This window comes from Enterobacter sp. PP-008-ECC_S150 (genome assembly GCF_045257065.1).
Taxonomy (GTDB): Bacteria; Pseudomonadota; Gammaproteobacteria; order Enterobacterales; family Enterobacteriaceae; genus Enterobacter; species Enterobacter chengduensis.
Genome location: NZ_JBJHHG010000011.1, coordinates 91,598 through 111,974, shown reverse-complemented (window position 1 = coordinate 111,974; position 20,377 = coordinate 91,598). Strand labels below are relative to the sequence as shown.

Sequence of the window (20,377 nt, the reverse complement as noted above, 5' to 3'; positions counted from 1 at the left end):
GGTGGGGCAACGAATTCCCGTTACGCTCGGCAATATTGCGCCGCTGACGTTAAAACCGTTCCACGCTGGTCAACTCGCGCTGGTCTGCGAGGGTGGCGGACAGCGCGGCATTTTCACCGCAGGCGTGCTGGACGAATTTATGCGCGCGCAGTTCAACCCGTTTGACCTTTACTTCGGCACCTCCGCCGGGGCGCAGAACCTCTCTGCCTACGTTTGTAACCAGCCCGGCTATGCGCGAAAGGTCATCATGCGTTACACCACGGCCAAAGAATTTTTTAACCCGGTGCGCTTTGTGCGCGGCGGCAACCTGATCGATCTCGACTGGCTGCTGGAGTCAACCTCCAGCCAGATGCCGCTGGCGATGGATACGGCCGCCCGTCTGTTTGATAGCGGTAAAGAATTCTGGATGTGCGCCAGCCGGGGCGATGACTATTCGCCGGGCTATTTTTCTCCGCAGAAGGAGAACTGGCTGGACATCATCCGCGCCTCCAGCGCGATCCCCGGTTTTTATCGTACCGGCGCCCTGCTGGACGGCATTAGCTATCTGGACGGCGGGATCAGTGATGCGGTGCCGGTGCAGGAAGCCGCCCGGCGCGGGGCGAAAACCATTGTGGTGATCCGCACCGTGCCGTCGCAGATGTATTACACGCCGCAGTGGTTCAAACGGATGGAGCGCTGGCTGGGCGACAGCAGCCTGCAGCCGCTGGTGAACATCGCGAAGCAGCATGAAACCACCTACGGCGCGATGCAGCGCTTTATTGAAAAACCCCCGGGCAAGCTGCGTATTTTTGAAATCTATCCGCCGAAGCCGCTGCTGAGCATGGCTCTGGGCAGCCGCGTTCCTGCACTGCGCATGGATTACAAAACGGGGCGGCTGTGCGGGCGCTACTTCCTGGCGACGGTGGGGAAAATGCTGGCGGAGCAACCGCCGCTTCATCGGCATAAGCGCATTATTACGCCGCCTGCCGTTGTCGCCAACGACGCCCTGACGGTGCCGCTGGTGGATATTCCGCAGGCGAATGACGCTTTACTGGATAACGAGGATCTGGCGTGACGCACCGCTTTGTTGATACCCACTGCCACTTTGATTTCCCGCCGTTTACCGAGGACGAAGCGCAAAGCATCGCGAAAGCGGCCGACGCGGGCGTTCAGGCCATCATCGTGCCGTCAGTGGAAGCCGCTTACTTTTCCCGGGTGCTGGCGCTTTCAGCACAATACCCCGCGATCTATGCCGCGCTCGGCCTGCATCCGATTGTCATTGAGCGCCATCGTGATGAGCATGTAGAGAGGCTTGATGAGGCGCTGCATGCCGCAGGCGACAAGCTTGTCGCCATCGGCGAGATCGGGCTCGATCTCTATCGTGAGGATCCCCATTTCGAGCGCCAGCAGACGATCCTCGACGCGCAGCTCAGGCTGGCGAAGCGCCACGATCTGCCGGTGATCCTCCACTCCAGACGCACGCACGATAAGCTGGCGATGCACCTGAAACGCATCGACCTGCCGCGCAGGGGCGTGGTGCACGGTTTTTCCGGCAGCCTGCAGCAGGCGCAGCGTTTTATCGAGCTGGGCTATAAAATCGGCGTCGGTGGCACCATTACCTATCCGCGCGCCAGTAAAACCCGGGACGTGATGGCGCAGCTGCCGCTCTCGGCGCTTCTGCTGGAAACCGACGCCCCGGATATGCCGCTGAACGGTTTTCAGGGGCAGCCGAATCGCCCGGAACAGGCGGCGCGCGTGTTTACCAGCCTGTGTGAGCTGCGTAAGGAGCCTGAAGAGGTGATTGCCGGTGCGCTGCTTGAGAATACCCGTGCGGTTTTTGGCATCACGCTATAGGTAAAGCGCCGGACGGATCACCGTTATCTTCTGCTTTTCCAGCGCCCGCGCCAGCGGTTCAACGTCTTCCGGCGTGGCGCTGCGCCATGACGCCGCCTCGCCATAAACGCCGTGCGCATGAAACGCGTTGATGCGCACCGGCACATTCCCCAGCCCGTGGATAAACGTCGTGAGCGCCTTGAGGTGTTCCAGATAGTCACACTGCTCCGGAATCACCAGCAGGCGGAGTTCCGTTAAACGGCGACGATCGGCCAGCCAGCGGATGCTCTGCTTGATCTGCGGGTTGTCGCGCCCGGTCAGGAAGCGATGATGCGCGTTCCCCCACGCCTTCAGATCCAGCATCGCGCCGTCGAGTACCGGCAGCAGTTTTTCCCAGCCGGTTTCGCCTAGCAGCCCGTTGCTGTCCACCAGGCAGGTTAACTGCTGCAGCTCAGGATCGGCTTTGATCGCGCGAAAAAGAGCGATTAAAAACGGCAGCTGTGTTGTGGCCTCGCCGCCGCTCACCGTGATCCCTTCGATAAACGGCGCTGATTTGCGGACCTGGGTGAGGATCTCCTCCACGCTGAAGCGGTGCGCCATGGGCGTTGCCTGCTGCTGGCACAACTGCAGGCAGGTGTCGCACTGGCGGCAGTTGCTCTCCTGCCACCAGACGCGCCCGGCCTGAAGGGTCAGCGCGTCGTGCGGGCAGCGGGGCACGCAGTCTCCACAGTCGTTGCAGCGGCCAATCGTCCACGGGTTGTGGCAGGTTTTACAGCGCAGGTTGCAGCCCTGCAGGAACAGGGCCAGGCGGCTGCCCGGCCCGTCGACGCAGGAGAATGGAATAACCTGACTAACTAAAGCGCATCTGCTGTTCATGGCTAATCACGCGCGGCTGACGTTCCAGAATCCGGGTATTACGTGCGGCTTCTTCCCCCAGCCACGTGGTATTGGTGCGCGATCCGGCTTCCCGGTATTTCTCCAGATCCGACAGGCGCACCATGTACCCGGTGACGCGGACCAGATCGTTACCCGCCACGTTGGCGGTAAATTCACGCATGCCCGCCCGGAACGCGCCCAGACAAAGCTGCACCACCGCCTGCGGATTGCGTTTTACCGTCTCATCCAGCGTCAGGATATCGCTTATCCCGGAAGCGTAGTGCTTGTGATGGGGAGCCACCGCCAGCAGATGGCTGATGGGATCCGGCTCGTCGCCGTAGGGCAGACGCGCCCCCGGCGTGGTGCCTGAATCCGAGCTGATGCCCGACTGCGCGTGGAGCATTGCGCGATGCTTCCAGCCGTGCTTCACCGGCGTGTTTTCCACGAACGCCCCAAGCTGTTCGCTGATGCGGTAGCCCAGCGCGTTGGCCTGCTCATCTTTGCCGTAACGTCCCGCGATGCCTGCTTTCTCACAGAGCACGTTTACCGCCTCTGCCAGGCCGTACATGCCAAACATGGGTACAAACCGATCGGCATCAATCAGCCCCTCTTTCACCAGGAAGCTATTCTCAAAGAAGCCTGATTGTTGATAGAGAAAATCGCAGCGGGCATCAATGATGGCGATTTGCTGCTGGCAGTAGTGCGGAAGCGTGCAGGTGAAGAAGTCGTCAATGGAGGTGCTGCGTTCAGCAATGGCTTTGAGGTTCAGGCGAACCAGGGTGCTGCCACCGCCGGCCAGCGGCAGGGAGTTGTAACAGCTCACCACGCCAAAACGGCCTTTTGTGAAAATTTTATCATTCACCGGACCGTTTGAAACATGCGGTTTGCTGCATTCGCAAATGTTTTTCGCCACCTCAAGCAGCAAATCGTCCGGGGTGATTTCAGGGTCGTAAATAAAGGTCAGATTCGGCGCGACCTGCTTCAGTTCTGCATCGGCACGCAGAATGGCACGGGTAATGGGGCCATCGGCGGGCCCGATGTTTGCGTGCATAAACGCATCCGGCAGCGTGCGGTCAAGATAGCGCCAGAAACGTTTTACTCGGCTATCGATCTCTTCTTGTGTTAGAATTCTAACATATGGAGTTAATATCGCATCAAGGTGCCCCAGATAGACCGGCATCGATGTGACGGACGGAACATGATGGTACAGGATGGTTAACAGCGAGAGAGCGTCGTCGAGATCGTTTGCCCCTTCCAGCTCCAGCCATTCTGAGCCGTTAGCGAGGAATTTTGCGTAATCCGGCAGCACGTAGCGCGGTTTGTAAGGCGCATGGCCTTCGAACATGTCGCAGATGAACCCCTCGTCCAGCGCGGCGCGGGCGGCCTCAGGAAGTGCCGGATAAGGCAGATTGTTTTCCGCTTCCAGCGCCAGAAAATGACGCTTTTGTTCCGGGGTTAACACCGGGCTTGTCACAATGTGCTGGCAACGTTGTTGCAGGGCGTGGGGCATGTTCGCTTCCTTGAGTGTTCTGCGGATGATGAACGAATTGTAGAAAGCCAGCCTGTTGGGGCTTTTGATCCGACAGGGGATATCGCTGCTTTAGGCAGCAATTTACGCGCTAAAGTTTGAAGAAGATCTCATTACAGTAATGCAAATTTGTACGCAGTTTTCATTAACTGTGATGAATGTCGAAGTGTGGATGCGGGTGAATGTTAGAATACTCACAGACCCGCAAGGTAAAATTGATACGGCACTGCCGTTGGAGAATGTTATGACCGATTTAACTGCAAGCAGCCTGCGCGCGTTGAAGCTGATGGACCTGACCACCCTGAACGATGACGACACCAATGAGAAGGTCATCGCCCTGTGCCATCAGGCGAAAACGCCAGTGGGTAACACCGCAGCCGTCTGTATCTACCCGCGCTTTATCCCGATTGCCCGTAAGACGCTGAAAGAGCAGGGCACCCCGGACGTGCGCATTGCAACCGTGACTAACTTCCCGCACGGCAATGACGACATTGAGATTGCGCTGGCAGAAACCCGTGCGGCCATTGCTTACGGCGCGGACGAAGTTGACGTGGTATTCCCGTACCGCGCGCTGATCGCCGGTAACGAGCAGGTTGGCTTCGACCTGGTGAAAGCCTGTAAAGACGCGTGCGCGGCGGCAAACGTGCTGCTGAAAGTGATCATCGAAACCGGCGAGCTGAAAGAAGAAGCGCTGATTCGTAAAGCCTCTGAAATCTCTATCAAAGCCGGTGCGGACTTCATTAAAACCTCGACCGGTAAAGTGCCGGTGAACGCCACCCCGGAAAGCGCGCGCATCATGATGGAAGTCATTCGCGATATGGGCGTGTCCAAAACCGTTGGTTTCAAACCTGCGGGCGGCGTGCGTACCGCGGAAGACGCGCAGCAGTTCCTCGCGATTGCCGACGAGCTGTTCGGCGCAGAGTGGGCGGACTCCCGCCACTACCGCTTCGGTGCGTCCAGCCTGCTGGCCAGCCTGCTGAAAGCGCTGGGCCACGGCGACGGTAAGAGCGCAAGCAGCTACTAAGTTTGAATTGCCGGGTGGCGCTACGCTTACCCGGCCTACCGGATCGTGGTCGGGTAAACCGTACCCGCCGCCATTCACCCGATTCCTCATGGGGGTTACCGTGTTTCTCGCACAAGAAATTATTCGTAAAAAACGTGATGGTCATGCATTAAGCGACGAAGAGATCCGCTTCTTCATCAACGGCATTCGTGATAACACCGTCTCAGAAGGGCAGATTGCGGCTCTGGCGATGACCATTTTCTTCCACGATATGTCGATGCCCGAGCGCGTGTCGCTGACCATGGCGATGCGAGATTCAGGAACCGTTCTCGACTGGAAAAGCCTCAACCTTAACGGCCCGATTGTCGATAAGCACTCCACCGGCGGCGTGGGCGATGTGACCTCCCTGATGCTCGGCCCGATGGTGGCCGCCTGCGGCGGTTACATCCCGATGATTTCCGGGCGCGGCCTGGGCCACACCGGCGGCACGCTCGACAAACTGGAAGCCATTCCGGGCTTCGATATCTTCCCGGACGACAACCGCTTCCGCGACATTATTAAAGACGTTGGTGTGGCGATTATCGGCCAGACCAGCTCTCTTGCTCCGGCAGACAAGCGTTTCTACGCGACCCGCGATATCACCGCTACCGTTGACTCCATCCCGCTGATCACCGCCTCTATCCTGGCGAAGAAGCTGGCTGAAGGGCTGGACGCGCTGGTGATGGACGTGAAGGTGGGCAGCGGCGCGTTTATGCCAACCTATGAACTCTCTGAGGCACTGGCCGAAGCGATCGTTGGCGTCTCCAACGGCGCGGGCGTGCGCACCACCGCGCTGCTCACCGACATGAACCAGGTGCTGGCCTCCAGCGCCGGTAATGCGGTCGAAGTGCGTGAAGCGGTGCAGTTCCTCACCGGCGAATACCGTAACCCGCGTCTGTTTGACGTGACCATGGCGCTGTGCGTTGAGATGTTAATCTCCGGCAAGCTGGCCAAAGACGATGCAGAAGCCCGCGCGAAACTGCAGGCGGTGCTGGACAACGGCAAAGCGGCGGAGATCTTCGGCCGCATGGTTGCGGCGCAGAAAGGCCCGACCGATTTCGTCGAAAACTACGCGAAATACCTGCCCACCGCGACGCTCAGCAAGGCGGTGTATGCGGACAGCGAAGGGTTTGTCTCGGCAATGGACACCCGTGCCCTCGGCATGGCGGTGGTTTCGATGGGCGGCGGCCGTCGTCAGGCGTCAGACACCATTGATTACAGCGTCGGCTTTACCGATATGGCCCGTCTGGGCGACAGCGTTGACGGCCAACGTCCGCTGGCGGTGATCCACGCGAAAGACGAAGCCAGCTGGCAGGAAGCGGCAAAAGCGGTCAAGGCGGCCATCACGCTTGACGATAAAGCGCCGGAAACCACACCGACTGTCTATCGCCGTATCACCGAATAGCGGTATACTGATCTGATCGATAATTTTTGAAGCACTACGTACGGAGAACAATTATGAAACGTGCATTTATTATGGTGCTGGACTCATTCGGCATCGGCGCAACCGAAGATGCAGAACGTTTTGGTGACGTGGGTTCCGATACCATGGGTCACATCGCGGAAGCCTGTGCTAAAGGCGAAGCGGACAACGGTCGTAAAGGCCCTCTGACTCTACCTAACCTGACCCGCCTCGGGCTGGTGAAAGCGCATGAAGGTTCTACCGGTAAAATCGCAGCCGGTATGGACGGCAACGCGGAAGTGGTGGGCGCCTACGGCTGGGCTCACGAGCTTTCTTCCGGTAAAGACACCCCGTCTGGACACTGGGAAATCGCCGGTGTACCGGTTCTGTTCGACTGGGGCTATTTCTCCGATCATGAGAACAGCTTTCCGCAGGAGCTGCTCGATAAGCTGGTTAAGCGTGCCAACCTGCCGGGCTACCTCGGTAACTGCCACTCTTCCGGTACCGTGATTCTGGACCAGCTCGGCGAAGAGCATATGAAAACCGGCAAGCCGATTTTCTACACCTCCGCCGACTCCGTGTTCCAGATTGCCTGCCACGAAGAGACGTTTGGCCTGGATAAACTCTACGAGCTGTGCGAAATCGCTCGCGAAGAGCTGACCGAAGGCGGCTACAACATTGGCCGCGTTATCGCGCGTCCGTTTATCGGCGACAAAACGGGTAACTTCCAGCGTACCGGTAACCGTCACGACCTGGCCGTTGAGCCGCCGGCACCGACCGTGCTGCAGAAGCTGGTTGACGAGAAAGACGGTCACGTGGTGTCCGTGGGTAAAATCGCGGACATCTACGCCAACTGCGGCATCACCAAAAAAGTGAAAGCCACCGGTCTGGATGCGCTGTTCGATGCCACCATCAAAGAGATGAAAGAAGCGGGCGACAAGACTATCGTCTTTACCAACTTTGTGGACTTCGACTCCTCCTGGGGCCACCGTCGCGACGTGGCGGGTTATGCTGCGGGTCTGGAGCTGTTCGACCGCCGTCTGCCGGAGCTGATGGAGCTGGTGGGTGAAGATGACATTCTGATCCTCACCGCGGACCACGGCTGCGACCCAACCTGGACCGGTACCGACCATACCCGTGAGCACATTCCGGTGCTGGTCTACGGCCCGAAAGTGAAACCCGGTTCACTGGGACACCGTGAAACCTTCGCGGACATCGGCCAGACCCTGGCGAAATACTTTGGTACGTCCGACATGGAATATGGCAAGGCCATGTTCTGAGGTCATTGCCCGGTGGCGCTTCGCTTACCGGGCCTACGGTTTTGTAGGCCGGGTAAGGCGTAGCCGCCACCCGGCAAAAACAACAATGTAAAAGGAACTGAAGATGGCAACTCCTCACATTAATGCAGAAATGGGTGATTTCGCTGACGTCGTATTGATGCCGGGCGACCCGCTGCGCGCGAAGCACATTGCAGAAACCTTCCTCGAAGACGTGCGTGAAGTGAACAACGTGCGCGGCATGCTGGGCTTCACCGGTACCTATAAAGGCCGCAAAATCTCCGTGATGGGCCACGGTATGGGTATCCCATCCTGCTCTATCTACACCAAAGAGCTGATCACCGATTTCGGCGTGAAGAAAATCATCCGCGTGGGCTCCTGCGGCGCGGTGCGCATGGACGTTAAGCTGCGCGACGTGGTGATCGGCATGGGCGCGTGTACCGACTCTAAAGTCAACCGCATCCGCTTTAAAGATCATGACTTTGCGGCCATCGCTGACTTTGACATGGTGCGTAACGCGGTTGACGCAGCAAAAGCGCTGGGCGTTGACGCGCGCGTGGGCAACCTGTTCTCTGCCGATCTGTTCTACTCGCCGGAAGGCGACATGTTCGACGTGATGGAGAAATACGGCATCCTGGGCGTGGAAATGGAAGCGGCGGGTATCTACGGCGTGGCGGCTGAGTTCGGTGCGAAAGCGCTGACCATCTGCACCGTGTCTGACCACATCCGTACCCACGAGCAGACCACCGCGGCTGAACGTCAGACCACCTTCAACGACATGATCAAAATCGCGCTGGAATCCGTTCTGCTGGGCGATAAAGAGTAAGAGCTGTTGTGCCGGGTGGCGGCTTCGCCTGACCCGGCCTCCGGTTTTGCAGGCCCGCCAGGCGCAGCGCCAGCGGGCTTTTTTTTAACGTACGGCCTGGGCAATCCACGTAGACAGTTCCCGCAGCTCTTTTTCCTGCTCCGGAAAATCCCCAATCAATGCATCACATTCCTGCTGCAACATATCCGCCCGATACAAACAGCCCTGCAGACGAGCGGCCAGCGCCTCTAGCGGTGCCGGATTAAGGCTGTCCGTAAACACCTGCGTGCGGGTGATATGGCCTTTCTCCACGTCAAAATGCAGCTCAACGCCGCCCCAGGTAAAACGCTCGTCCAGCAGATGAGAAAACGCGGGCGCCTGACCGAAGTTCCACTCCCAGCTGCTCTGGCGAGCGAAGGTCGCCGCGAAGTTGGGCAGGTCCGGGATTTTGTCAGGAGAGATGACTTCTGCTTCCACGCGCTCGCCGTAATGTTCAAAGAACGCGTCACGGACCGCATCGCAGATCTGCTCGTGAGTAATCCCCGGCAGCAGTTCCACCAGATTCGCCACGCGTCCGCGTACGGAGGTAATGCCCTTAGCCTGGAGCTTTTTCTTGTCAGGATTCAGGTAGTTCGCCAGACGGCTCAGATCGGCGTTCAGCAGCAGGGTGCCGTGATGGAATCCGCGGTCCATCGTTTCGCGATAGGCGGAGCCGGAGACCTTCCGGTCGCCCTCGGGGGTTTTCACCACCAGATCGTTACGCCCGGACGCTTCCGCCGTCACGCCGAGCGAATTCAGCGCGTTGAGCACAATTGAGGTGGAGATGGTTTTATCGTATTCCGGTTTGCCCGCCATAAAGGTAAAGCAGGTGTTGCCCAGATCGTGAAACACCGCGCCGCCGCCGCTGCTCCGGCGCGCGAGGCGGACGTTGTCCTCCTCCATGCGCCGCGTATTACACTCTTTCCACGGGTTTTGCGCGCGGCCAATCACCACCGTATCGGCGTTACGCCAGAGAAAGAGGACGCGCTGGGTAGCGGGCATCTGGCGGAAAATGCACTCTTCCACCGCGAGATTAAACCAGGGATCGTAAGAGTCAGAGATAAGCAGGCGTAACGTCGTCATGGCAAAGTTCCTTTTCCGAATCGTTCGCCTACTTTATCACTATTCTTTCTTCTCGCTCTCTTCGTCTTCCGGGACCGACCGGCTGGCGGTCAGCAGGAACGGGGATTGCTGCCAGCGCGAGCGCTTGCCGCGAAGCAGGGTGCGCGCCAGCACCACGCCGATGGCGAGCGAAAGCAGCAGCATCAGGCGCAGAATGTTGGTGGTATTATCAACCTGTTTGGCCTCGGTAGGCAGGGTGTGGGTATCGAGGGTCAGGCGCAGATAGCCCAGCGGACCATTTTTCCCCTGAATAGGTTCGACGATCTGCTGGTTAAAATAGCCGCCGGCTTTTTTGCCGTCCAGCGCCAGCCTGTCGCGCACGTCGACGTGCTCGCCCGCCCGGGCAATCAGGTTGCCTTGCTCATCGTAAACGCCGGCATCAAGAATGCGGCTGTTCTCCGTGAGCTGGCGTAGAACTTGGCTTATACGCTTGTCGTCCGGCGTTTCGGTACGCATGGACGGCGCGACGTTGAGCGTCACCTGGCGTGCCAGCGTGCGGGCCAGCTCTTCAAACTGCGGGTTGCGTTGCCGTTGGTGATTCTGGCTAAACCACGATGCCCCTTGCATCAGCACCACTAATAGTGCGAGACAGGAAAGGACAATCACGGCGCGATGAAGCCGGAATTTCAGTTTTGCGCGAGCCATATTCCACCTGCTGAAAATTTACGGCTTAATGTTGCCAGAAGTGATGGTTACAGGGTAGCCTCATGCGTTATTTTCCCTCTGCAACCTTCCGGCGCGAACGAAATTACAGGAGCTTTAATGCCGAACATTACCTGGTGTGACCTGCCAACGGATGTCTCTTTATGGCCAGGATTGCCGCTCTCGTTAAGTGGCGATGAGGTGATGCCTCTGGATTACCACGCCGGTCGTAGCGGCTGGCTCCTCTACGGACGCGGTCTGGATAAGCAACGCCTGACCCAGTATCAAAGCAAGCTGGGTGCGGCGATGGTCATCGTCGCCGCCTGGTGCGTGGAAGACTATCAGGTTATTCGCCTGGCGGGCTCCCTGACGCAGCGCGCCACGCGTCTGGCGCATGACGCCGGGCTGGACGTCGCGCCGCTGGGGAAAATTCCGCACCTGAAAACGCCGGGCCTGCTGGTGATGGACATGGACTCAACCGCCATTCAGATCGAATGCATTGACGAGATTGCGAAGCTGGCGGGCAGCGGCGAGCTGGTGGCGGAAGTCACCGAGCGGGCGATGCGCGGCGAGCTGGACTTTACCGCCAGCCTGAGACAGCGCGTGGCGACCCTGAAAGGGGCCGATGCCAACATTTTGCGCCAGGTGCGCGACGTGCTGCCGCTGATGCCAGGGCTGACGCAGCTGGTGCTAAAGCTGCAGTCCCTCGGCTGGAAGGTGGCGATCGCCTCCGGCGGCTTCACCTTCTTCGCCGATTATCTGCGCGAGAAACTGCATCTGACCACCGTGGTTGCCAACGAGCTGGAGATCATGGACGGCAAGCTGACCGGACAGGTGATTGGCGATATCGTGGATGCGCAGTACAAAGCCAATACGCTGACCCGTCTGGCGGAAAAATATGAAATTCCGGTTGTGCAGACCGTCGCTATCGGTGACGGCGCGAACGACCTGCCGATGATCAAAGCGGCTGGTCTTGGCATTGCCTACCATGCCAAGCCAAAAGTGAATGAAAAGACGGAAGTGACTATCCGTCACGCTGACCTGATGGGGGTGTTCTGCATTCTCTCCGGCAGCCTTAATCAGAAATAACGGCCTGCTTTGTAGGCCGGGTAAGCGAAGCGCCACCCGGCACGCAGGCCGCACAGAAATAACGAGGTAAACCGTGGCGAAAGCTCCAAAACGCGCATTTGTCTGTAATGAATGTGGTGCGGATTATCCGCGCTGGCAGGGGCAATGCAGCGCCTGTCATGCCTGGAACACCATCACCGAAGTGCGTGGCGTGGCGGCTTCGCCGAGCGTGGCCCGTAATGAGCGCCTGAGCGGCTACGCCGGTAACGCGGGCGTGGCGAAGGTGCAAAAGCTTTCAGACATCAGCCTTGAAGAGCTGCCGCGCTTCTCCACCGGGTTCAAAGAGTTTGACCGGGTGCTCGGCGGCGGCGTGGTGCCGGGCAGCGCGATCCTGATCGGCGGTAACCCGGGCGCGGGCAAGTCAACCCTGCTGCTGCAAACGCTCTGCAGGCTCGCCGAACAGATGAAAACCCTGTACGTCACGGGGGAAGAATCACTCCAGCAGGTGGCGATGCGCGCGCACCGTCTGGGCCTGCCGACCGGCAACCTGAATATGCTTTCGGAAACCAGCATCGAGCAGATCTGCATGATCGCCGAAGAAGAGCAGCCGAAGCTGATGGTGATCGACTCCATCCAGGTGATGCACATGGCGGACATCCAGTCCTCGCCGGGCAGCGTCGCGCAGGTGCGTGAAACCGCGGCCTACCTGACGCGCTTTGCCAAAACGCGCGGCGTGGCGATTGTGATGGTCGGCCACGTGACCAAAGACGGCTCGCTGGCCGGGCCGAAGGTGCTGGAACACTGCATCGACTGCTCCGTGATGCTCGACGGCGACGCGGACTCCCGCTTCCGCACCCTGCGCAGCCATAAAAACCGTTTTGGTGCGGTGAACGAGCTGGGCGTGTTTGCCATGACCGAGCAGGGGCTGCGCGAAGTCAGCAACCCGTCGGCCATCTTCCTGAGCCGTGGTGATGAGATCACCTCCGGCAGTTCGGTGATGGTGCTGTGGGAAGGGACGCGCCCCCTGCTTGTCGAAATTCAGGCGCTGGTGGACGTGTCGATGATGGGCAACCCGCGGCGCGTGGCGGTCGGTCTGGAACAGAACCGTCTGGCGATCCTGCTGGCGGTGCTGCACCGCCACGGCGGGCTGCAGATGGCGGATCAGGACGTCTTCGTGAACGTGGTCGGCGGCGTCAAGGTCACCGAGACCAGCGCAGACCTGGCGCTGCTGCTGGCGATGGTCTCCAGCCTGCGCGACAGGCCGCTGCCGCAGGATCTGGTCGTCTTCGGCGAAGTGGGGCTGGCCGGAGAGATCCGTCCGGTGCCGAGCGGGCAGGAGCGTATCTCCGAGGCGGCAAAACACGGCTTCCGCCGGGCTATCGTTCCCGCTGCCAACGTGCCGAAAAAAATCCCGGAAGGGATGCAGGTTTTTGGCGTTAAAAAACTCGCTGATGCGTTAAATGTCTTTGACGACTTATAATTACGTATCGATTTTGCAGGAGGCACCGTAATTTATGTCATCATTTGACTACATCAAAACCGCAATCCGCCAGAAGGGCTGCACGCTGCAGCAGGTGGCGGACGCCAGCGGTATGACAAAAGGCTACCTGAGCCAGCTGCTGAACGCCAAAATCAAAAGCCCCAGCGCGCAAAAGCTGGAAGCGCTGCACCGCTTTCTGGGGCTGGAGTTCCCGCGTCTGCAAAAGAACATCGGCGTGGTGTTCGGCAAGTTTTATCCGCTGCATACCGGGCATATCTATCTGATCCAGCGCGCCTGTAGCCAGGTTGACGAGCTGCATATCATCATGGGCTACGACGAAACCCGCGATCGTCAGCTGTTTGAAGACAGCGCCATGTCGCAGCAGCCGACCGTGCCGGACCGTCTGCGCTGGCTGCTCCAGACCTTTAAGTACCAGAAAAACATTCGCATTCATGCCTTTAACGAAGAGGGCATGGAGCCCTATCCGCACGGCTGGGACGTGTGGAGCAACGGCATCAAAGCGTTTATGGAAGAGAAGGGCATTGCGCCTAACTGGATCTATACCTCTGAAGAGTCCGACGCGCCGCAGTTCCGCGAGCATCTGGGCATTGAGACGGTGCTGATCGATCCGAAACGCACCTTCATGAACATCAGCGGGGCGCAGATCCGCGAAAACCCGTTCCGCTACTGGGATTACATCCCTACCGAGGTAAAACCGTTCTTCGTGCGTACCGTTGCGATCCTGGGCGGAGAGTCGAGCGGCAAATCCACGCTGGTCAACAAGCTGGCGAATATCTTCAACACCACCAGCGCGTGGGAGTATGGCCGCGATTACGTCTTCTCGCACCTCGGCGGCGACGAGATGGCGCTGCAGTATTCCGACTACGACAAAATCGCGCTCGGTCACGCCCAGTACATTGATTTTGCAGTGAAATACGCCAATAAGGTGGCGTTTATCGATACCGATTTCGTCACCACCCAGGCGTTCTGCAAAAAGTACGAGGGGCGCGAGCACCCGTTCGTGCAGGCTCTGATTGACGAATACCGCTTTGACCTGGTGATCCTGCTGGAAAACAACACCCCGTGGGTGGCCGATGGGATGCGCAGCCTCGGCAGCTCCGTCGACAGGCGCGAGTTCCAGTCCATGCTGGTGGAGATGCTCAACGAAAACAACGTTGAGTTTGTGCACGTAGAGGAGTCGGACTACGACTCCCGTTTCCTGCGCTGCGTCGAGCTGGTGAAGGAGATGATGGGGGAGCAGGGTTAAAGACGGCTCCGTGCGATCCCCTCTCCCCTATGGGGAGAGGGTTAGGGTGAGGGGAACAAGCCACTCAGAACGCCACCACCACTTTCCCCCGCATATGCCCGTCCAGCACCTTACGGTGCGCCTCGGTAATGCTTTCCACGCTCAGTCCGTGCAGCGTTTCGCTCAGCGAACTTTCCACCACGCCGTTATCCACCAGCTTCGCCACCTCGTTGAGGATCTCCCCCTGACGCGCCATGTCGGCGGTCTGGTACATGCTGCGGGTGTACATAAATTCCCAGTGCAGGGCGGCGGATTTTGACTTCAGCTTGTCCTGGTTCAGCGGACGTTCATTCTCAACGATGGAGCAGATATGCCCCTGCGGCGCAATCAGCTCGCTGACCGCATCCCAGTGGCCGTCGGTGTCGTTGAGGATGAAAATGTAATCCACAAAGGTCAGCCCGTGTTTCGCCAGCTCGCTTTTCAGGTCGCGGTAATTGACGACAACATCAGCCCCACGGTCGCGGCACCACCGGGCGGAGTCTTCGCGGGACGCGGTTGCGATGACCTTTACCTTGCTGTTGTGCTTCGCAAACGGGATCGCCAGCGATCCCACGCCGCCCGCGCCGCCGATAATCAGCAGGGTTTTGTCCGCACCGGCATCCTGAACGTTCAGCCGTTCAAACAGGCCTTCCCACGCGGTGAGCGCGGTCAACGGCAGCGCAGCGGCCGCCGCCCAGTCGAGGCTGGCAGGCTTGTGCCCGACAATGCGCGCGTCGATCAGCTGGTGGGTGGTGTTGCTGCCCGGACGGGTGATGTCGCCCGCGTACCACACTTCATCCCCTGGTTTGAATCCGGTGACGGCCGATCCCACGGCTTTCACAATCCCGCTGGCATCCCATCCGAGCACGCGCGGCTCGCTCAGCCCGCTTTTAGCAATGCTCGCGTGGACCTTGGTATCGACCGGGTTAACGGAGACGGCCTTCACCTCTACCAGCAGATCGCGCTCGCCGGGCTGCGGCATCGGCGAGGTGATTTCAATGAAAGCAGAGGGATTTTCCGGGTTAACGGCAATGGCTTTAACTGACATGGTGTGCTCCTCAATGGCATGCGTTTTATTGAGGCTAGTCTATTAAGTGGCCAGCTGCGTGATAAGATGGACAATCAAGAACTCAGCGTTCGTACAGGGTGAACAATCATGTTTAAACAGCTGCAGGATATGGCGCTGTTCGCGCTGGTGGCAGAGATGGGCAGCTTTACCGCTGCCGCTCAGAAGGCCGAACTGCCGAAATCCAGCGTGAGCCAGCGCATCAGCCAGCTGGAGCAGCAGGTGGGGATCCGCCTGCTGAACCGCACCACGCGCAGGCTGAACCTGACGTTTGCGGGCGAGCACTATCTGGTGCACTGCCGCGAAATGCTGGCGGCCAGCGAGCGGGCGGAGTATGCCATTCAGCGGCTGCGCGAAAACCCGAGCGGACGGCTGCGCATCACCTGTCCGGCAGGGATTGGGGCGACGCTGCTGGCGCATATGAATGCCGCGTTCCAGCTTCGCTATCCTGACGTGTCGCTGGATGTGTCGATCTCCGATGACGTCTTAGATCTGGTCGAGTCCGGGTTTGACGTGGCGTTGCGTACCGGCAAGCCGCAGGACTCCTCCCTGATAGGCCGGATGATCGGGCACTGCCCGCGCTACATGCTGGCCTCGCCGGGCTATCTGGCGCGTCGGGAGCCGCTCACGCACCCCCGTCAGCTGGTGGAGCACCGCAGCATTACGCACCGGGCGTGGTCGGAGTGGCTTCTGCGAAGCGAGAATGAAGATTATCGCTATCTGCCGGATAACGCGCATATGACCGATAATCTGGTCTACGCCCGCGAGTGCGCAATGGCCGGAGCGGGGATCACGCTGCTGCCCGCCTTTATGCTGGAAGATAAGGTTGAAAAGGGCGCGCTGGTGCAGGTGCTGCCGGAGTGGAACGTTGAAGGGAATGACCTCTGGCTGGCCTACCCGAGCCGCAAGCTGAACTCACCCGCGCTGATGAGCTATATCGAGTTTGCGATGCAGTTTGACGAGGTGAAGCGGTATTACGTGGGCAAATAAAAAAGCCGGGTGGCGGCTTCGCCTTACCCGGCCTACAAACAGCGCAGAACCGTAGGCCGGGTAAGCGTGAGCGCCACCCGGCTTTTTGGGCACTTACTTAGCAATACGCTTGTACTTAATACGCTTCGGCTCCAGCGCGTCGGCGCCCAGCGTGCGTTTCTTGTACTCTTCGTATTCGGTGAAGTTACCTTCGAAGAACTCCACCTTACCTTCATCCTGATAGTCCAGAATGTGGGTCGCGATACGGTCCAGGAACCAGCGGTCGTGCGAGATAACCATCGCGCAGCCCGGGAACTCCAGCAGGGCGTTTTCCAGCGCGCGCAGGGTTTCGATGTCCAGGTCGTTTGTTGGTTCATCGAGCAGCAGCACGTTACCGCCCACCTGCAGCAGCTTCGCCAGGTGCAGACGACCGCGCTCACCGCCGGACAGCTCGCCCACGCGTTTGCCCTGGTCGGTGCCCTTGAAGTTGAAGCGGCCGACGTAGGCGCGGCTTGGCATCTCGGTGTTGCCGATACGCATGATATCCAGACCGCCGGAAACCTCTTCCCACACGGTTTTGCTGTTGTCCATCGCGTCACGGAACTGGTCAACGGACGCCAGCTTCACGGTCTCGCCCAGGGTGATAGAGCCGCTGTCAGGCTGTTCCTGACCGGACATCATGCGGAACAGGGTCGATTTACCCGCGCCGTTCGGACCGATGATCCCGACGATAGCGCCTTTCGGTACGGAGAAGGTCAGATCGTCGATCAGCAGGCGGTCGCCGTAAGACTTACGCAGGTTGGTCACTTCAACCACTTTATCCCCCAGACGTGCTCCAGGTGGAATAAACAGTTCGTTGGTTTCGTTACGTTTCTGGTATTCGGTGTTGTTCAGCTCTTCGAAGCGCGCCAGACGGGCTTTGCCCTTAGACTGACGGCCTTTCGCACCCTGACGCACCCACTCCAGCTCTTTCTCGATAGACTTACGACGCGCCGCTTCCTGAGACGCTTCCTGCGCCAGACGCTGATCTTTCTGCTCCAGCCAGGAGGAGTAGTTGCCTTCCCACGGAATACCTTCCCCGCGGTCCAGCTCCAGGATCCAGCCGGCGACGTTGTCGAGGAAGTAACGGTCGTGGGTAATCGCCACAACGGTGCCTTCGAAGTCGTGCAGGAAGCGCTCCAGCCACGCCACGGATTCCGCATCCAGGTGGTTGGTCGGTTCGTCCAGCAGCAGCATGTCTGGTTTTTCCAGCAGCAGGCGGCACAGCGCCACGCGGCGGCGCTCACCACCGGAGAGATTCGCGATTTTCGCATCCCAGTCCGGCAGGCGCAGGGCGTCAGCCGCGCGCTCCAGCTGCACGTTCAGGTTGTGACCGTCGTGCGCCTGGATAATCTCTTCATACTTGCCCTGCTGCGCGGCCAGCTTGTCGAAGTCTGCATCCGGCTCGGCGTATTTGGCATACACTTCATCCAGACCTTTCAGGGCGTTAACCACTTCGGAAACCGCTTCTTCTACGGATTCGCGAACGGTGTGTTCCGGGTTCAGCTGAGGTTCCTGCGGCAGGTAGCCGATCTTGATGCCGGGCTGCGGACGGGCTTCACCTTCGATGTCTGTATCAATGCCGGCCATGATGCGCAGCAGGGTGGACTTACCGGCACCGTTGAGACCCAGAACACCGATTTTTGCGCCCGGGAAGAAGCTCAGCGAGATATTTTTAAGAATATGACGTTTCGGCGGGACAACTTTGCCGACACGATGCATGGTATAAACGAATTGAGCCACGTTGGACTTCGCCTCTTTTATCGTAATGAGAAGGAATTTCAGCCTCGAAGTGTAGCCTTTTTCACGCCCTAATCCCAGCCAGGAACGTCGGGAGTGTTAAAACGCGCAGGAAAGGTAAAAAAGTGTCCATGACGTGGCGCGTTGAGGGATGCCTGGTTAGCATAGGTTAGTGAGACTTTGACGTGGCAAGACGCTGCAATTGACGAAAAAAAACAATGAGGAAGAGCGTGTGGAAAAAGCCAAACGGGTGGTCTGGCGTCTGCTGGCTGCCAGCGTATGCGTAATGGCGGTAAGCCAGGCGGTGCATGCCGATTCACTGGACGAACAACGTAATCGCTACGCTCAGATTAAACAGGCGTGGGACAACAAGCAGATGGATACCGTGCAGGCGCTGATGCCGACGCTCAAGGATTATCCGCTGTATCCGTATCTGGAGTATCGCCAGATTACGGACGATCTCATGAACCAGCCTACCGTTACCGTAAATAACTTTATTCAGGCGAACCCGACCCTGCCGCCTGCCCGAAATCTTCAGTCTCGTTTTGTGAATGAGCTGGCGCGTCGGGAAGACTGGCGCGGACTGCTGGCGTTTAGCCCTGAAAAGCCAAATACCACCGAAGCGCAGTGTAACTACTACTATGCGAAATGGGCGACAGGACAGCAGGAGGAGGCCTGGGCCGGGGCGAAAGAGCTCTGGCTGACCGGCAAAAATCAGCCGAACGCCTGCGATTCTCTGTTCGGCGCGTGGCGCGCCTCCGGCAGGCAGGATCCGCTGGCCTATCTTGAGCGCATCCGTCTGGCGATGAAGGCCGGCAACACGCGTCTGGTGACCACGCTGGCGGGGCAGATGCCGTCCGATTACCAGACGATCTCCTCGGCAGTTATCTCGCTGGCAAACGATCCGAACAGCGTCCTGACCTTTGCCCGCAGTACGGGCGCGACCGATTTTACCCGTCAGATGGCGGCGGTCGCCTTTGCCAGCGTGGCGCGTGACGACGTGGAAAACGCCCGACTGATGATCCCGCAGCTGGTGCAGGCGCAGCAGCTCAATGAGGAGCAAACCCAGGAGCTGCGCGATATCGTGGCGTGGCGACTGATGGGCACCGACGTGACCGACGAACAGGCGCGCTGGCGAGACGATGCCATTATGCGTTCGAACTCCACGTCGCTGGTGGAGCGCCGCGTGCGCATGGCGCTGGGTACGGGCGATCGTCGTGGGCTCAATACCTGGCTCGCGCGGTTGCCAATGGAGGCCAAAGAGAAAGACGAATGGCGCTACTGGCAGGCCGATCTGCTGATGGAGCGCGGTCGTGATGATGAGGCCAAAGAGATCCTTCATGCGCTGATGCAGCAGCGCGGGTTCTACCCGATGGCCGCCGCGCAGCGCCTGGGCGAGGAGTACACCTTCCGCATTGATAAAGCGCCTGCCAACGCGAACCCGGCGCTGACGCAGGGGCCAGAGATGGCGCGCGTGCGCGAGCTGATGTACTGGAATATGGATAACACCGCGCGCAGCGAGTGGGCGAACCTGGTGACCAGCCGCACCACAGACGAGAAAGCCCAGCTTGCCCGCTATGCCTTTGATAACCACTGGTGGGATCTCAGCGTGCAGGCGACGATCGCCGGCAAGCTCTGGGATCATCTCGAGGAGCGTTTCCCGCTGGCGTATAAAGATCTCTTCGATCGCTACACCAGCGGTAAAGATATCCCGCAAAGCTACGCGATGGCGATTGCTCGTCAGGAGAGTGCCTGGAACCCGAAGGTCCGTTCTCCGGTGGGTGCCAGCGGGCTGATGCAGATTATGCCGGGCACGGCGACGCACACGGTGAAGATGTTTAACATCCCTGGATACAGCAGCCCGTCACAGCTGCTGGATCCGGATACCAACATCAACATCGGCACGAGCTATCTGCAGTACGTCTATCAGCAGTTCGGCAATAACCGCATCTTCTCGTCGGCGGCCTATAACGCGGGACCTGGACGCGTGCGTACCTGGCTCGGCAACAGCGCCGGACGCATCGACGCCGTGGCGTTTGTTGAGAGCATTCCGTTCTCGGAAACGCGCGGCTACGTGAAGAACGTGCTGGCCTATGACGCCTACTATCGCTACTTCATGGGGCAGAAAGATACCCTGATGAGCGATGCCGAGTGGCAGAGACGTTACTGATCGGCGTGGGTTGTG

General features: G+C 59.2%; 17 protein-coding genes. 11 read left to right on the top strand and 6 right to left on the bottom strand.

What is annotated here, in order from left to right; all coding sequences use genetic code 11:
- Position 1 precedes the first annotated feature (1 nt).
- Both ACJBF3_RS13810 and ACJBF3_RS13805 read left to right on the top strand, forming a co-directional pair.
- Entirely contained in the window at positions 2-1,054 is a 1,053-nt protein-coding gene (locus ACJBF3_RS13810; protein ID WP_045327587.1) for a patatin family protein, read from the top strand.
- Positions 1,051-1,833: a TatD family hydrolase gene (locus ACJBF3_RS13805; protein WP_045327589.1), complete on the top strand. Its 783-nt coding sequence runs from the start codon at positions 1,051-1,053 to the stop codon at positions 1,831-1,833. The genes ACJBF3_RS13810 and ACJBF3_RS13805 overlap by 4 nt, the downstream gene beginning before the upstream one ends.
- On the opposite strand, the gene ACJBF3_RS13800 is transcribed toward ACJBF3_RS13805, so the two are convergent.
- Positions 1,828-2,688 (bottom strand): YjjW family glycine radical enzyme activase, encoded by an 861-nt coding sequence (locus tag ACJBF3_RS13800; protein WP_045327590.1) that lies wholly within the window; start codon positions 2,686-2,688, stop codon positions 1,828-1,830. The genes ACJBF3_RS13805 and ACJBF3_RS13800 overlap by 6 nt on opposite strands.
- On the bottom strand, positions 2,663-4,198 hold the full coding sequence (locus ACJBF3_RS13795; protein WP_045327592.1) for a YjjI family glycine radical enzyme: 1,536 nt from the start codon (positions 4,196-4,198) through the stop codon (positions 2,663-2,665). The genes ACJBF3_RS13800 and ACJBF3_RS13795 overlap by 26 nt, the downstream gene beginning before the upstream one ends.
- A 262-nt stretch (positions 4,199-4,460) precedes the next feature.
- On the opposite strand from ACJBF3_RS13795, the gene deoC reads away from it, so the two are divergent.
- From deoC to deoD, 4 genes are all read left to right on the top strand, one after another.
- Positions 4,461-5,240, top strand: a complete 780-nt coding sequence (gene deoC, locus ACJBF3_RS13790; RefSeq protein WP_032644972.1) for a deoxyribose-phosphate aldolase — start codon at positions 4,461-4,463, stop codon at positions 5,238-5,240.
- A gap of 100 nt (positions 5,241-5,340) precedes the next feature.
- Positions 5,341-6,663: a thymidine phosphorylase gene (deoA, locus tag ACJBF3_RS13785; protein WP_045327594.1), complete on the top strand. Its 1,323-nt coding sequence runs from the start codon at positions 5,341-5,343 to the stop codon at positions 6,661-6,663.
- A 53-nt stretch (positions 6,664-6,716) separates the two neighbouring features.
- Entirely contained in the window at positions 6,717-7,940 is a 1,224-nt protein-coding gene (deoB, locus tag ACJBF3_RS13780) for a phosphopentomutase (protein ID WP_045327596.1), read from the top strand.
- A gap of 103 nt (positions 7,941-8,043) precedes the next feature.
- The gene (gene deoD / locus ACJBF3_RS13775) at positions 8,044-8,763 is read left to right on the top strand and encodes a purine-nucleoside phosphorylase (RefSeq protein WP_003856538.1); all 720 of its coding nucleotides are present in this window, start codon (positions 8,044-8,046) and stop codon (positions 8,761-8,763) included.
- Positions 8,764-8,847: 84 nt separating this feature from the next.
- On the opposite strand, the gene lplA is transcribed toward deoD, so the two are convergent.
- On the bottom strand, positions 8,848-9,864 hold the full coding sequence (lplA, locus tag ACJBF3_RS13770) for a lipoate--protein ligase LplA (protein ID WP_045327597.1): 1,017 nt from the start codon (positions 9,862-9,864) through the stop codon (positions 8,848-8,850).
- Between the two features lie 39 nt (positions 9,865-9,903).
- Positions 9,904-10,548 carry a YtjB family periplasmic protein gene (locus tag ACJBF3_RS13765; protein WP_045327598.1) on the bottom strand — a complete coding sequence of 215 codons (645 nt, stop codon included), beginning with the start codon at positions 10,546-10,548 and terminating at the stop codon, positions 9,904-9,906.
- Positions 10,549-10,665: 117 nt separating this feature from the next.
- Between ACJBF3_RS13765 and serB the strand changes: the two genes are divergently transcribed.
- From serB to nadR, 3 genes are all read left to right on the top strand, one after another.
- Positions 10,666-11,634: a phosphoserine phosphatase gene (gene serB / locus ACJBF3_RS13760; protein WP_025757501.1), complete on the top strand. Its 969-nt coding sequence runs from the start codon at positions 10,666-10,668 to the stop codon at positions 11,632-11,634.
- A 73-nt stretch (positions 11,635-11,707) separates the two neighbouring features.
- Positions 11,708-13,093, top strand: a complete 1,386-nt coding sequence (radA, locus tag ACJBF3_RS13755; protein WP_023310326.1) for a DNA repair protein RadA — start codon at positions 11,708-11,710, stop codon at positions 13,091-13,093.
- Positions 13,094-13,127: 34 nt separating this feature from the next.
- Positions 13,128-14,360, top strand: coding sequence for a multifunctional transcriptional regulator/nicotinamide-nucleotide adenylyltransferase/ribosylnicotinamide kinase NadR (nadR, locus tag ACJBF3_RS13750; RefSeq protein ID WP_045327603.1), 1,233 nt, complete (start codon positions 13,128-13,130; stop codon positions 14,358-14,360).
- A 64-nt stretch (positions 14,361-14,424) separates the two neighbouring features.
- Here the strand turns inward: nadR and ACJBF3_RS13745 are convergent, their stop codons facing one another.
- Complete coding sequence (locus ACJBF3_RS13745; protein ID WP_045327605.1) at positions 14,425-15,426, bottom strand: zinc-binding alcohol dehydrogenase family protein; 1,002 nt, start codon at positions 15,424-15,426, stop codon at positions 14,425-14,427.
- A 108-nt stretch (positions 15,427-15,534) separates the two neighbouring features.
- Between ACJBF3_RS13745 and ACJBF3_RS13740 the strand changes: the two genes are divergently transcribed.
- Entirely contained in the window at positions 15,535-16,434 is a 900-nt protein-coding gene (locus ACJBF3_RS13740; protein ID WP_045327607.1) for a LysR family transcriptional regulator, read from the top strand.
- A gap of 93 nt (positions 16,435-16,527) precedes the next feature.
- Here ACJBF3_RS13740 and ettA read toward each other — a convergent pair whose 3' ends face one another.
- Positions 16,528-18,195, bottom strand: a complete 1,668-nt coding sequence (gene ettA, locus ACJBF3_RS13735) for an energy-dependent translational throttle protein EttA (RefSeq protein ID WP_006810191.1) — start codon at positions 18,193-18,195, stop codon at positions 16,528-16,530.
- A 229-nt stretch (positions 18,196-18,424) separates the two neighbouring features.
- Between ettA and sltY the strand changes: the two genes are divergently transcribed.
- Entirely contained in the window at positions 18,425-20,362 is a 1,938-nt protein-coding gene (gene sltY / locus ACJBF3_RS13730) for a murein transglycosylase (RefSeq protein ID WP_045327855.1), read from the top strand.
- The last annotated feature ends 15 nt before the right edge of the window (positions 20,363-20,377 follow it).

Bases quoted from the DNA above. Each gene is read 5' to 3' on its own strand.
- ACJBF3_RS13800 (WP_045327590.1), bottom strand. From the start codon at position 2,688: ATGAACAGCAGATGCGCTTTAGTTAGTCAGGTTATTCCATTCTCCTGC.
- lplA (WP_045327597.1), bottom strand. From the start codon at position 9,864: ATGACGACGTTACGCCTGCTTATCTCTGACTCTTACGATCCCTGGTTT.
- ACJBF3_RS13740 (WP_045327607.1), top strand. From the start codon at position 15,535: ATGTTTAAACAGCTGCAGGATATGGCGCTGTTCGCGCTGGTGGCAGAG.
- serB (WP_025757501.1), top strand. From the start codon at position 10,666: ATGCCGAACATTACCTGGTGTGACCTGCCAACGGATGTCTCTTTATGG.
- deoC (WP_032644972.1), top strand. From the start codon at position 4,461: ATGACCGATTTAACTGCAAGCAGCCTGCGCGCGTTGAAGCTGATGGAC.
- ACJBF3_RS13745 (WP_045327605.1), bottom strand. From the start codon at position 15,426: ATGTCAGTTAAAGCCATTGCCGTTAACCCGGAAAATCCCTCTGCTTTC.
- deoD (WP_003856538.1), top strand. From the start codon at position 8,044: ATGGCAACTCCTCACATTAATGCAGAAATGGGTGATTTCGCTGACGTC.
- ACJBF3_RS13765 (WP_045327598.1), bottom strand. From the start codon at position 10,548: ATGGCTCGCGCAAAACTGAAATTCCGGCTTCATCGCGCCGTGATTGTC.
- ACJBF3_RS13795 (WP_045327592.1), bottom strand. From the start codon at position 4,198: ATGCCCCACGCCCTGCAACAACGTTGCCAGCACATTGTGACAAGCCCG.
- deoB (WP_045327596.1), top strand. From the start codon at position 6,717: ATGAAACGTGCATTTATTATGGTGCTGGACTCATTCGGCATCGGCGCA.
- nadR (WP_045327603.1), top strand. From the start codon at position 13,128: ATGTCATCATTTGACTACATCAAAACCGCAATCCGCCAGAAGGGCTGC.